Origin of the sequence: Nesterenkonia sedimenti, from assembly GCF_012641515.1 — a bacterium.
Taxonomy (GTDB): domain Bacteria; phylum Actinomycetota; class Actinomycetes; order Actinomycetales; family Micrococcaceae; genus Nesterenkonia; species Nesterenkonia sedimenti.
Genome location: NZ_JABAHY010000003.1, coordinates 31,931 through 45,352, shown reverse-complemented (window position 1 = coordinate 45,352; position 13,422 = coordinate 31,931). Strand labels below are relative to the sequence as shown.

10 protein-coding genes are annotated in these 13,422 nt (G+C 64.1%); 4 read left to right on the top strand and 6 right to left on the bottom strand.

The window, feature by feature from the left end; all coding sequences use genetic code 11:
* The first annotated feature begins 3 nt into the window (after positions 1-3).
* Positions 4-1,521: an Asp-tRNA(Asn)/Glu-tRNA(Gln) amidotransferase subunit GatB gene (gene gatB / locus HGQ17_RS04610; RefSeq protein ID WP_168886805.1), complete on the top strand. Its 1,518-nt coding sequence runs from the start codon at positions 4-6 to the stop codon at positions 1,519-1,521.
* 300 nt (positions 1,522-1,821) lie between these two features.
* Positions 1,822-3,447, top strand: coding sequence for an alanine/glycine:cation symporter family protein (locus HGQ17_RS04605; protein ID WP_168886804.1), 1,626 nt, complete (start codon positions 1,822-1,824; stop codon positions 3,445-3,447).
* A gap of 71 nt (positions 3,448-3,518) precedes the next feature.
* Here the strand turns inward: HGQ17_RS04605 and HGQ17_RS04600 are convergent, their stop codons facing one another.
* From HGQ17_RS04600 to HGQ17_RS04575, 6 genes are all read right to left on the bottom strand, one after another.
* A complete protein-coding gene (locus HGQ17_RS04600) occupies positions 3,519-4,298 on the bottom strand; it encodes a fructosamine kinase family protein (RefSeq protein WP_168886803.1) in 780 nt (259 codons plus the stop codon).
* 16 nt (positions 4,299-4,314) lie between these two features.
* On the bottom strand, positions 4,315-5,157 hold the full coding sequence (locus tag HGQ17_RS04595) for an inositol monophosphatase family protein (RefSeq protein ID WP_168886802.1): 843 nt from the start codon (positions 5,155-5,157) through the stop codon (positions 4,315-4,317).
* Positions 5,157-7,478, bottom strand: a complete 2,322-nt coding sequence (gene ligA / locus HGQ17_RS04590; RefSeq protein ID WP_168886801.1) for an NAD-dependent DNA ligase LigA — start codon at positions 7,476-7,478, stop codon at positions 5,157-5,159. Before ligA ends, HGQ17_RS04595 begins: the two co-directional genes overlap by 1 nt.
* A gap of 40 nt (positions 7,479-7,518) precedes the next feature.
* Positions 7,519-8,598, bottom strand: coding sequence for a baeRF2 domain-containing protein (locus HGQ17_RS04585; RefSeq protein ID WP_168886800.1), 1,080 nt, complete (start codon positions 8,596-8,598; stop codon positions 7,519-7,521).
* 134 nt (positions 8,599-8,732) lie between these two features.
* Entirely contained in the window at positions 8,733-9,089 is a 357-nt protein-coding gene (locus tag HGQ17_RS04580) for a hypothetical protein (protein ID WP_168886799.1), read from the bottom strand.
* Positions 9,090-9,205: 116 nt separating this feature from the next.
* On the bottom strand, positions 9,206-10,675 hold the full coding sequence (locus HGQ17_RS04575) for a glutamyl-tRNA reductase (protein ID WP_168886798.1): 1,470 nt from the start codon (positions 10,673-10,675) through the stop codon (positions 9,206-9,208).
* 105 nt (positions 10,676-10,780) lie between these two features.
* On the opposite strand from HGQ17_RS04575, the gene hemE reads away from it, so the two are divergent.
* Both hemE and HGQ17_RS04565 read left to right on the top strand, forming a co-directional pair.
* Positions 10,781-11,914 carry a uroporphyrinogen decarboxylase gene (gene hemE, locus HGQ17_RS04570; RefSeq protein ID WP_168886797.1) on the top strand — a complete coding sequence of 378 codons (1,134 nt, stop codon included), beginning with the start codon at positions 10,781-10,783 and terminating at the stop codon, positions 11,912-11,914.
* Positions 11,915-12,026: 112 nt separating this feature from the next.
* Positions 12,027-13,403, top strand: coding sequence for a protoporphyrinogen/coproporphyrinogen oxidase (locus tag HGQ17_RS04565; RefSeq protein WP_168886796.1), 1,377 nt, complete (start codon positions 12,027-12,029; stop codon positions 13,401-13,403).
* Positions 13,404-13,422: the final 19 nt, after the last annotated feature.

Genomic DNA, 13,422 nt, shown 5'->3' with positions numbered 1-13,422 from the left:
AACATGACTGAGACACAGACTGAAGCCCAGCCGCTCTCCTTCGAGGAGGCCCTGGAGAAATACGACCCGGTCCTCGGCTTCGAGGTGCATGTGGAGCTGAACACCAAATCTAAGATGTTCTCCTCCGCGCCCAATGCCTTCGGCGATGAGCCCAATACCAACGTCAACGAGGTGGACCTCGGCCTGCCCGGGACCCTGCCGGTGGTCAACGGCAAAGCCGTGGAATCGGCCATCAAACTCGGCCTGGCGCTGAACTGCTCGATCGCCGAGTACTGCCGGTTCGCCCGCAAACAGTACTTCTACCCGGATCTGCCCAAGAACTGGCAGACCTCCCAGTACGACGAGCCCATCGCCTATGACGGCTACCTCGATGTGGAACTCGACGACGGCGAGACCTTCCGGGTGGAGATCGAACGCGCACATATGGAGGAGGACGCCGGCAAGCTGACCCACGCCGGAACCTCCGGGCGCATCCAGGGAGCCGACTACTCCCTGGTGGACTACAACCGCACCGGTGTCCCGCTGATCGAGATCGTCACCAAACCCATCACCGGAGCCGGTGAGCGGGCACCGGAGATCGCCCGGGCATATGTGACTGCTATTCGCGACATCGTCAAGGGTCTGGACATCTCCGATGCCCGGATGGAGCGCGGCAATGTCCGCTGCGACGCCAATGTCTCGCTGATGCCGAAGGGAACCACAGATTTCGGCACCCGCTCGGAGACCAAGAACGTCAACTCCACCCGCGCGGTGGAACAGGCGGTGCACTTCGAGATCCGCCGGCACGCCGGGATTCTCTCCACCGGCGGTTCCATCATCCAGGAGACCCGGCACTGGCTGGAGACCTCCCGGACCACCAGCTCCGGGCGGCCGAAGTCCGATGCCGATGACTACCGCTACTTCCCCGAGCCTGACCTGGTGCCGATCACGGTGACCCAGGAATGGATCGAGAGGCTGCGCGCCGAGCTGCCGGAACCGCCTGCGGTTCGTCGCCGCCGGCTGCGTGAGGCATGGGGCTACTCCGATGCGGAGTTCCGCGATGTGGTCGCCGCTGGCCTCATGGACCAGATCGAGGAGACTGTCGAACAGGGCGCCAGCCCCGCAGTGGCGCGTAAATGGTGGATGGGTGAGATCTCCCGCCTGGCCAATGCCCGGGATATCGAACCCGCCGCACTGGGCGTGGAGCCTGAGACCATCGTGGCGCTGAATGTGCTGATCGATGAGGGCAAGATCAACGATAAGATCGCCCGCCAGGTCCTGGAGCACCACCTCGAGGGCGAAGGCAGCCCCGCTGAGATCGTGCAGGCCCGCGGTCTGGAAGTCGTCTCCGATGACGGTGCGCTCACCGCCGCTGTGGAGAAGGCCATGGCAGAGAATCCTGACGTGGTCGAGAAGGTCGCCGGGGGCAAGCTGAAGGCCATCGGTGCATTGATCGGCCCGGTGATGAAGGAGACTCGCGGCCAGGCAGATGCCGGCAAGGTCCGCGAAATCGTCCTGGCGAAACTGGGCATCGAGGGCTAAACCCACAAATACATACAACGACGACGGCGCTTCTCAATGTGGGAGGCGCCGTCGTTGTTTTTCTTAAAGGTTTGAACTTTCCTTGAAGATATACGTGTGATGCAGCTGACATGCGTGTAATGTATGTCGCACCGTGAAATGTTCTTGTAACACTGAGCGGCTGTTCCGCAAACCAGCGGAAACACCAGCTGAGTAGATTAGGAACATTCTGGGACACCACCCAGGGGGTTGTGTGTACTTACGACTCCGAACAACCGTAAATACTCGCCTTTGACCATCCACTGAGGGGATGAGACATAAATGACTGCTCAAGAAGGCATTCTTCTGGCCGAGGAGGCCGAAGAAAACGGGGAGGCCACCACCAATGGCTTTGACCCCGAAACGGACCCCGCATCATGTGATCCAGCGATTCGGGAAACTTTCCTAGACGATATTGCCTGCGGCGTCGACACCGGCTTTGGTCCGGTGTCTTCCTGGTTCGGCAGCGTGATCTTCTGGGGGCCGGAGGTCAACGAACAGAGCCTGATGATTGTTGTCATCTGGTCGATCCTGGCTGCTATCGGTTTCACCATCTACTTCAAGGCCATCCAGTTCACCGGATTCAAGGTGGCGCTGGAGATTGTCCGCGGGAAGTACTCCCGCAAGGATGACCCCGGCGAGGTCAGCCACTTCCAGGCACTGACCTCGGCACTGTCGGCAACGGTCGGACTCGGAAACATCGGTGGTGTCGCCGCGGCGGTCACCCTGGGTGGTCCCGGTGCCGCCTTCTGGATGGTGATCTTCGGACTCTTCGGCATGTGTACGAAGTTCGTCGAATGCACCCTCGGTGTGAAGTACCGCTATATCGACGAAGACGGTGTGGTCCACGGTGGACCCTTCCAATACCTGAAGCATGCCTTCAAGAAGCTGGGCAAGGTGCCCACCGCCATCATCACCGGTATCTTCGCCATCGCGCTGATCCTCTTCGGTATCGGCGGTGGCGGTATGTACCAGACAAACCAGACCATGACCCAGGCCCGCGAGGTGTCCAACACCTACTTCGAGGGCACTGGCCTGGCCGACTTCCTCAACAGCACTGCCGGCGCATTCGTCATCGGCATCATCTTCGCCGGTCTGGTCGGCCTGGTGATCATCGGTGGTATCAAGTCCATCGGTAAGGTCACCGCCACCCTGGTTCCGGCCATGGCGATTGTGTATGTGGTAGGCGCACTGATTGTGGTCATCGCCAATATCGACCAGGTGCCCAGAGCCTTCGGTGAGATCATCACCGGCGCCTTTGGTCATGATGCAGTTGCCGGCGGTATCCTCGGCATCATCTTCCTGGGTGCACAGCGTGCAGCCTTCTCGAATGAGGCAGGCATCGGTTCGGCACCCATCGCCCACGCAGCGGTGAAGACCCGCCGCCCGGCCTCCGAAGGTTTCGTGGCAGCACTGGAGCCCTTCATCGACACTGTGGTGGTCTGCACCATGACCGCACTGGTGATCATTATCGCCAGCCCGAACTACGTGGTCGGCGAGGCCGGCGGCGTGGAGGTCACCTCCGCAGGCTTCGCAACGGTGATGAGCTGGTTCCCGGCTGTGCTGATGGTGGCAGTGGCACTGTTCGCCTTCTCCTCCATCGTCACCTGGTCCTACTACGGCACCCAGGCATGGCGTTACCTCTTCGGCAAGTCCCCCGTGAAGGACACCATCTTCCGGGCGATCGTGCTGATCTTCGTGGTCATGGGCTGCCTGACCTCCTTCGGTTCCATCCTCGAGTTCGCTGACGCTGCACTGTTCCTGTGCATCTTCATCAACGTTGTTGGCCTCGTGATCCTGGCTCCGAAGGTCAAGGCCGAGGTCAACCAGTACCTGGCCGACCGCAAGGCCGGCCGCCTCATGGAGGACCCAGAGCCTCTGGAGGATGAGAAGGCCCTGAACCGCTGACCCTTCTCTGAGCAACCTGACCGGATGCCTCCGGCCCCCAAAGGGGTCGGGGGCATCCGTCGTTAAGAGACCTAGAGGGCTAGGGCCCGTTCAGCAGCGGCGAGAGTGGGGCGGCGGTAGCTGGGGCCGAAGAGCAGCCAATGCACGGCGAGGAAGAAGAGCTGGTGCACCGGCACTCGGTCCTCCCACCCTTCAGCCAGGGACGCCTGCTCCTGATAACTGGCCAGGACCCGCTCCAGATGCGGCAGCCCGAACAGCTGAAGCATCGCCAGATCAGACTCCCGGTGCCCAGCATGAGCAGCCGGGTCAATCAGCACCGCACCCTCCTGGGCATGCCAGAGTACATTCTCGCTCCAGAGGTCACCGTGGATCAGCGCGGCCGGCTCATCCTGATCCAGCTCCCCGGAAGCGATCCGCTCACAGGCTGCTCGCAAGGTTCGATCATCACTGGGACTGAGCTCGGGTCCCAGCAGTTCTAGGATCAGCGCCAGGCGTTCTTGGGCGTGGAAAGCGCCCCAGGTCGCATGCTTACCGTCACCGACCTCCAGCAACTGCTCGGCAGGCCCAAAGAGGGGAGGGGTATCGGGATGGTCCGGGGGCAGTGCACCAAAGGCAGTGCCAGGCTGCAGGGACCCATGCATCCTCGCCAGAGCTGCACCGAATTCCTCGGCAGCCTGCGGAGTCGGCGACGTTGTCGTAATCCGCTCTAACTCCAACCGGCCGGGTTCCACTGAGAGCACCTCAGCCACCCGTGGTCCACCCTGGGGTCTGGCCGAGGCCAACCAGCGTAGGCCAGCGGCCTCGACCATGGCGGCCTCCGGTCTGCCGGGGGAGTGCTTGGTGAAGCTCATGGCCGTCCCGCCAAACTCAGGCGCGCGGGGTGGGTTTCAGCTGCTGGGGTTCGATGCCGATCCGCCCGATGATGCACCAATCGGGCTGGTCTGCCCCATCACCGGATGCCGGGCGCCGCACAGGGACCCCAGCCTCTTCGGCGATCACAGCACCACCGGCCCAGTCATGCTCCTGGGTGCCGTATTCGGCATAGGCGTCCTGGGTGCCATCGGCGACCAGGCAGATATCCAGGGCTGCGGCCCCCAATCGGCGGATATTGCCGAAATGCTCATTCATCAGACCCACGGACTCCACCTGCTGAGCCTTCCGGGCGGGGTCATAGCCGAAACCGGTGGCCAGCAGGCCAGAATTCAGCTCCCCCTTGGGGCCGGTGATGGCAACCGGCTCACCCTCGCCCCGGGCGGTATAGGCGCCGATGCCTCGGGCGCCCCACCAGATCCGCTGCAGGGCCGGGGCCTGAACCACACCGATGATCCACTCACCCTCCGGGTCCTGAACCGCCACGGACGTGCAGTAGTAGACGATGCCGCGGACAAAATTCGTCGTCCCATCCAGGGGATCGATGGACCACCGGTAGCCGGAGGGCTCGGTCACCTCGGTGGTGCCGTATTCCTCTCCGGAGATCACATCATGGGGCCGACGAGCGGTGATCACCTGCCGGACAGCCTCCTCGGCGCGCTTATCGAAATCGGTGACGAAATCCGAGGCAGAGGACTTCGTCTCAATACCGTGGCTGGTGGCCTCCAACGGAAGACCCGCAGGGGCAACCTCATCCCGTTCGGCCAGAACTGCGGCACCGGCCGCGGCAGCTTCTCGGGCGATGGCCAAGAGCTCATTGAGGTTCTCGGAATAGGTCATCAGGTGTTCTCCAGCCCTTCGGGTCCCTTGTTCAGCAGTTCAGTGAATTGATCCTCATCCAGCACCGGCACACCCAGGGACTCCGCCTTGGTGAGCTTGGAGCCGGCGCTCTCCCCGGCCACCACGTAATCAGTCTTCTTCGACACCGATCCGGAGGCCCTGCCCCCGCGGGAGATGATCGCCTCTTTGGACTCATCCCGGGAGTAGTTCTCCAAGGAACCGGTCACCACAACGGTGAGCCCCTCCAAGGTACGAGGAGTGGCCTCATCAGCCTCGTCCTCCATGCGCACTCCGGCAGCAGCCCAACTGTCGATCAGCTGGCAGTGCCAATCAACACTGAACCATTCCCGGATCGAGGCAGCGATCACCGGACCGACGCCGTCGATACCGGCCAGCTCCTCCTCATCAGCATTGCGGATCTTCTCCATGGACCCATAGGCCGAGGCCAGGGCGCGGGAGGCAGTCGGGCCCACATGCCGGATCGACAGTGCCACCAGAACCCGCCACAGCGGCTGCTCCTTGGCCTTCTCAAACTCGGAGAACAGTTTGACCGTATTCTCCCGAGGCTTGGAAGGCTGGCTCAGCTCGCCCTTGGTGTACTGGGGTTTGGTCCAGAAATACAGCACTGGGGTATAGCGGCTAGTACCTTCAAACTTTCCGGACTCGGGGCTCTTCTCCAACACCTCGCGCCATCGGTAGACCCCCTTGAGGTCCTCTGGAGTGAGGTCGAAGAGCCCGGCCTCATTGCGCAGCACCGGGGCCTGCGGCAGTGGCTGGCCCTCATCGTCATATTCCACCGGTGCCCCGGACTCGGCGGTCTTCTCCGCGTCGATGAGCTCCTTGGGCGGGCGCACCTCTTCCGGATCTGGGTTGGTCAGGGCAAGACCGGCCTCCTCGCCCAGGGCCTCGATATCCAGGGCACCCCGGGAGCCGACGTGGATGACCCGCTCTGCCAGCTGGGCCGGGCAGCTCTCTGAATTGGGGCAGCGATAGTCGACATCCCCCTCTTTGGCCGGTGCCAGGGTGGTTCCGCAGGCTGGGCAGTGTTCGGGGAAGACGAAGTCCTTCAGCCGGCCGGGTTCCTTCTCGCGGCGCTCGCGCTCGGCAGGAACCGGACCTAGGATCTCGGGGATGACGTCACCGGCCTTGCGGACCATGACCCGGTCGCCGATCTTCACGTCCTTGAGTTTGACCACATCCTGGTTGTGCAGGGTCGCCTTCTCTACCGTGGAACCGGCTACCAACACCGGCTGCAGCACAGCGAAGGGGGTCACCCGGCCGGTGCGGCCGACCTGGACCCGGATATCCAACAGCTCAGTGGACTTTTCCTCGGGCGGGTATTTATAGGCAGCAGCCCAACGCGGGACACGAGAGGTGTGACCCAGGGCCCGCTGCTGGCCGAAGTCATCAACCTTGATCACCACACCGTCGATCTCATGGACTAGCTCATGGCGCTTGGCCTGGTGCTCATTGAGGTACTCATCGATCTCCTCATAGGAGTCGAGGATGCGGGTATAGGGGCTCACCGGCAGCCCCCAGGCTGCCAACTGGTCATAGGTCTCATGCTGAGAGGTCAGCACCAGAGAGGACCGCTCGCCGATACCGTGGACGAACATCGAAAGCGGCCGCTGGGCGGTCTTGGCCGGATCCTTCTGTCGCAGGGAACCGGCAGCGGCGTTGCGCGGGTTGGCGAACTCCTTCTCCCGGGCCTCCCGCAGACGCTCATTCAGGGCGTGGAACTCTGCGGTGGGCATGAAGATCTCACCGCGGACCTCCAGAACCTCGGGGTGTCCCTCTCCGGCCAACTGCTGGGGGATATCCCCGATCGTGAGCACATTATGGGTGACATCTTCACCGGTGGTGCCATCCCCTCGGGTCGCGGCCCGCTCCAGGACACCATTGCGGTAGGTCAGGCTGATGGCGAGGCCATCAATCTTGACCTCCACCAGCCAGCGGACCTTCTCATCGGGGCGCATCTTCTCCAGGGAGGCCAACGCCCGGTCATACCAAGTGCGCAGCTCCTCCCGGGAGAAGACATCCTCCAGGGAGTACATCCGCTGCAGATGCTGGACCGGGGCGAAGGCCTCCGATGGGGAACCGCCCACCTGCTGGGTCGGGGAATCAGCTGAGGCCAACTCCGGATGCTCAGCCTCAATGCTGCGCAGCCGATGGATCAGCTCGTCATACTCAGCATCCGAGACCAGCGGGGCATCCTGCTGGTGATAGGCAACCTGATGTTTGGCCACCTCCTCGGCGAGCTGGGCATATTCCTCGCGGAGATCGGCAGAAGGTACGGTCCCGTCATCGTGCTCTGTACTCACGTAGCCAGTCTAGTCAGCCGGCGGGGCTGCCGGGACCGCCTCAGGCAAGCTGGGAGGCAGGATCAGCGCCCATCTGATCCACCGGTGCCTCATAGCGCAGGATCGCGGCAGCGTTATCGGTGACCGAGGCGCCCACCAGGGCAACAGCGGCGTCAACCCGAGCCGCGGCCTGCAGGAGCTGATCCTCCTCGGCAGCTTCACTGTCATAGCGCAGCAGCAGAGTCTCGATGGCGCCCAGCTGGGCAGCCCGTCGAATATCCTCGGCACCCTCGACTGCCAGGCCATTGGCACGGGCATCACCGAAGCGTTCGGTCAGCTCCTTGGTTCGGGTGATAGTGATCTCCCGGACAGTGTCCTGCAGGGCTTGGGCGAGGGCCTCATGAGCGCCCTCGTCACCGGAATCATTGGGGATACCGCCACCGGTCTCGACCTCATGGGCGATCTCAGAGAGCTCGGTGGGCAGCTCATCCAGCAGCAGCTTCCGGCCCTGGACCTCACCGGCGACCAGCACAGCATCGGGGCGCCAGCGCTGGGCAGTCTTGCGCACATGCTCAGAGATATCCCGGATATTCAGCCAGGCGGCCTCATCGGCCCGCTGCTGCATCCGCCGGTGGTGCTCAGCGCCCTCGCGGGGCTTATTGACGGTCTCGGTTGCCGAACCTTCCACCGATGACTCAGCCCCGGCGTCCAGCACGGCGGTGGAAGTGAAGACATCACGCCGGACGGTGGCGCGCTCCTTATCCACCAATACCACCAGGGCTTTTACGGAGCGGGCCCGCTGGCGGATGTAGTCGCCCAGGGCAGGAGGTTCGCCCAGCACCGCATGGTCGCCGCCATCGCGGGTGGCGTCGAAATCTTCGGCCAGCAGCAGACCGGTCCGGTTGGCCACCAGGACCCGGCCCTCGGTCTGGACCGCGCCGGGGTCCTCGCCGAGTACTGCATCATCCAGAGCTGCCAGGGTGCGGTCATGAGCGCCAGCTTCAGCCAGCTGCTTGCGCAGGGCGTCCCACCGCAGCCTGACCTCCTGTTCGGCATTGGCGCTGGCTGACTGGGCTTGCAGGTAGACCGTGGCGAAGGGTGCCTGGGCCTCGTAGATTTTCCGAAGAGTGTTCAGCTGCATTCTCAATCACCTTCCGTTGATTGAAGGGTTCTGCTCAACGAACACTCGTAACACTAAAAACCCCAGGTCAGCGCAGGCGTAATGCGAGCTTGGAAGAACCTTGACGCTACGGGCGGGAAGGTGAGGGTTCAGGCCTAGCGGTTCTCCCAGTTCTCGCTGAACTCCTCGGCCAGATCTACTGCGAGCCTGGTGGAGTCCTCCTCGTCGTCGTCCTCTTCCTCGAGGGGGTCCTCTTCGGCGTCTGGTTCTTCCTGAGCGGGGTCCTGGGCGTCGTCTTCCTCCAGCAGGTCCTCCTCGGGCTCCTCAACCTCCTCCTCAGTGGAGTCGGGCTCGCTGTGAGTTTCTTCCTCGGTGTCGGAGGCAGAAAACGGGCCCGATGCGGTGGAGTCGCTGTCGCTGTCGCCGTCATCGCCGCAGGCAGCCAGGGTCAGAGTCAGGGCGCCGATGCCCAGAAACGCTGCGAGATTGCGGGTCGAGGTAACGCTGCTCATAAGTTCCGTCCTGAATGTAGTAACTGTTGCCATCGGCTACTACATTTACGGGCCTTTGCGGGAGCCAGCCCGAACGTTTCCTGGGGGGTCCTGAAAGGTGTAGTCAGCGCGTGAAATCAGGCGCTGCGGCGCAGCTGGTTGAGCGCCTCGAAGCGCTCAACACTGAATTCGCCCGGTTTATGGTGGCGGCAGAACCCACCATCTGGGACCTGCTGCAGGTAATTGGCCATCTGTGCCAGTTCAGCTGCGGAGAATTCTTCGGCACGACGACGCCGCGGGGCAGAGGTGCGCTGAGTGTCCTCCGCGCTGGGAACCTTGAGGTCGAACAGGGTCTCCAAGGCGGCCACATAATCCTGACCGCGGCCCTCGGCGGCCAGCTCGCGGGCGCGCACCGTGGGAGTATGCAGCAGTTTGCGCACGATCCGGCGCAGACCGAATTCAACCTCCTCGGCCGCGGCAGTGCAGCCGTGGTGCTTTCGAACCTTCTCCATCTCCTCATCCAGCAGGGACTGGACATGGCGGCGCAGGGTGACGATGGCGTCATCGGCGCTGCGTTCAGCACGCTCGGAGAGGAACTGCTGGACCGAATCGGTCACCACCGAACGGGCCTGTTCCAGGGAGGACTCCGTCTCATCCGGGGCGGCGAGTTTCACCGACTCCAGAGTGATGAGGTCAACCCCGGGAAGATCAGCAACATCGGGGGCGAAGTCATGGGAAAGGGCGAGATCGATGACGGTCAGCGGTTCCTGCCGCTCATCGAGTCCAGCCAGGGAGCGGATCTCAGCGGCGGTGATCTGCCGGTTGCCCCCGGAGCAGCCGATGATCACATCAGCGGAACGGAAAGCCTCAGCCAGCTGGTCCATCTGCAGGGCGCGAGCGGTGCTGCCACGCTCAGCCAAGGCCTCACCGCGCTCGGCCAGGAACTGCTCGGCGCGGCCGGAACCGGAGAACACCGAAATATCCGGCACGCCCCGCTCGCCCAGCTGGGCCAGGGAGGTCCCGGCATAGGCGCCGGTGCCGATGAGGACCACGCGGGCATCCCGGTAGAACTGGGCGCCATCGCCGCGCATATCACCGGCGATATCCAGTGCCACCGACACAATCGAGCGCCCACGGGCGCCCAGGGCAGTCTTAGCCCCGACCTCCTTGGCCGCACGGGTGGCGGACTCAAAGAGTTTGGTCAGGGACCCGGATGCGGTGCCGGCAGTCTGGGCCTCGCTGAGCGAACGCCGGACCTGGCCGGCGATCTCGCGTTCACCAATGACCGCGGAGTCCAGGCCCGCCCCGACCTCGAAGAGGTGCTTGACGGCAGCATCGTCGACCAGCACACGGAAAGAATTGGCTACGGTCTCTTTGTCCAACCCGGAGGACTCAGCCACAGCTTCCAGCAACTGCTCGCGGCTGTGCTCAACGGCATCGGGGGAATCGGCCGGAGCCTCCGCGTAGATCTCCATGCGGTTGCAGGTGGCCAGCGTGACGGCAGGCAGACTCACAGAAGCGGCGACATCGGCCGCTCCTGAGGAGAGAGTCCCGACCGTCTCCAGGTCAAGATCTGAGTGGGTTGCGACAAGTGAAAAGAGAACCACGGCGCTTATATTCTACAGCGTGTCGAAACCGGATGTGGGACAGCTGAGCTCTCAGCGAAGATGTGACATCCGCGACCGTGGGACAAACCCTGGCACAATGTGGATATGACTTCCGCCCAGCTGCCTGCCGACCATCCCCTGGCCACCGGCCGCACTGCCGATGCGCCGCTGATCAATCAGTACCGGGGCTCGCGTAATAGTGCAGGGGAGACCGCCAAGCCCAGCCGTCGCCCCGTGTGGTTCATGCGCCAGGCCGGCCGGTCGTTGCCGGAGTACCGGAAGCTGCGCGAGGGCACCAGCATGCTGGATTCCTGCCTGGATCCGGAGATGGCCAGCGAGATCACCCTGCAGCCGGTGCGTCGCCATGATGTGGACGCTGCGATCTTCTTCTCCGATATCGTCATCCCGCTGCGCCTGGCCGGCATCGATGTGGAGATCAAACCCGGTGTGGGCCCAGTTCTGGGCTCCCCGGTACGTACCGCCGCCGATGTCGTCGCGCTGCCAAAAATCGACGACGACGCCTTCGCCCCCATCACCGAGGCCGTCCAGCGGACAGTGGCCGAACTGGACACCCTCGGCCCCGACGGAACTGCCGTGCCGCTGATCGGCTTCGCCGGAGCCCCCTTCACACTGGCGGCCTATATGGTCGAAGGCCGGCCCTCCCGGGACCACCTCGGACCGCGCACGATGATGCATGCCGATCCGGAGACCTGGGCCGCCCTGGCCGAATGGGCCGCTGAGGCCTCGGGGCGTTTTATGCGCGCCCAGCTGGAGGCAGGCGCCTCTGCCGCACAGCTCTTCGACTCTTGGGCAGGCTCCCTGGGGCGGGAGGACTACCAGCGCCATGTTCTGCCACATTCAACCGCAGCCCTGGAACATGTCCGGGGCCTGCAGGGTGTCGAGGGAGTCACCGCCCCGCTGGTGCACTTCGGAACCGGCACCAGTGAGGTCCTGGATCTGATGAAGACCGCTGGTGCCGATGTGGTCGGCATCGACTACCGGCTGAATCTCGCTGAGGCCACCCGCCGCCTGGGCGCGGACACCCCGCTGCAGGGCAATATTGACCCTGCCCTGCTGCCAGCAGATTTCTCCGTGCTGGAGGACCACGTGCGCAAAGTGGTCGAAGCAGGTTCCGGTGCCGCCGGTCATGTGCTCAACCTCGGCCACGGTGTGCCCCCGGAGACTGACCCCGAGGTGCTGACCCGGGTCGTGGAGCTCATCCACTCCATCGAACCGTGAGCCCTATGCCGCCCGAGTCTTCCCAGCCGTATTGTAGTTTCCTCGCGAAATTTCGCCCGGAAGATGGAATGTCGCTGGGAAGGTCTGAAATGGACGGCTGCGAGGTGCCCCGATGAGCCAGCCCCGGGCCGCCGTCGTCGGTGGGGGTATCGCCGGGCTGACCGCAGCCTGGGAGCTTGCCCGCAGCGGAGCCGCGGTTGAGCTCTTCGAGGCCACTGACCGCCTCGGCGGCTCCATCGCACCCGTGGCGCTTGCCGGGATAAAGGCCGATGCTGGGGCTGAAGCTTTTGCTACGCGTACCCCAGCGGTCCGGGACTTCCTCTCGGAGCTCGGACTGGCCGAACGCATCGTGTCTCCGAATCCGGCAGGGGCCTGGCTGCAGTTGCCCGAGCTGGCCGCCCCACTGCCGGCAACCGGCATCATGGGCATCCCCGGGGACCCCGAGGCCGCAGATGTCCTCGCACTCCTGGGACCAGAGGCTGCCCGGCGCGCCGCCGAGGATCTCACCGCGGAGATGACCTGGACACCCGGGCAGGCGCCGACCCTCGGTGAGGTGGTGGCCGACCGCATGGGCTCTGCGGTAGTGGACCGGCTGGTCGCACCGATCACCACCGGAGTCCACTCAGCCGGACCCCACCAGCTGAGCATCCGCACCGCCCACCCCAAGCTCTACGACCGGATGCTGGAGGAAGGCTCCCTAGCCCGGGCCGTGGCCGGAATCCGCGCCTCAGCGCCGGCGGGCTCGGCCGTGCAGTCCCTGACCGGCGGGATGAACACTCTGGTCACCGCACTGCAGGAGCAGCTGGCCGAACTCGGCGCCCAGGTCCACCTGAACCACTCCCTGCGTCACTCCGACAGCCATTTCCTCTGGGAAGGGGACTACGACGTCGTCGTCCCCGCCCTCGATGCCGCACAGGCAGCCCAGCTCATCGGCGGAGACGAACAGCCTGTGCAGCAGACACCGCCGGCCGCCCAGACTGGAACTGGTGTGGCCCTGGTGAGCCTGCTGGTCCACGCCCCGGAGCTGGACTCCCATCCGCGGGGGACCGGCATGCTGGTGGCCCCGCAGGTCACCGATATCCGGGCTAAGGCGATGACCCATATCTCGGCCAAATGGAGCTGGGCCGCTGAGGCGCTGCAGGAGAACCTCGGCTCCAGCCACCACCTGTTGCGGCTCTCTTATGGTCGGGCCGGAGAGACCGGTGGATTGGGCTTTGACTCCACCGATGAGCAGTTGCATGCCGCCGCATTGACTGATCTCCCGTGGCTGACCGGAACCTCGATCAGCCCCGAGCGGGTTCTGGACCACACGGTGGTGCGCTGGCGCCGTGGTGCGGCCAGCGAAGCAGCCAGGAGTCTGCGCGAGAGCTTGGCCACATCCGCGCAGACTGGCACCCGGATCGCCGTGGTGGGGGAGTCCTATGCCGGGACCGGATTAGCGCAGATCATCCCCGATGCTCGCGAGGTCATTCAGAGCCTCCTGAAGTAAGTGTTTCTGCTGCCAATTG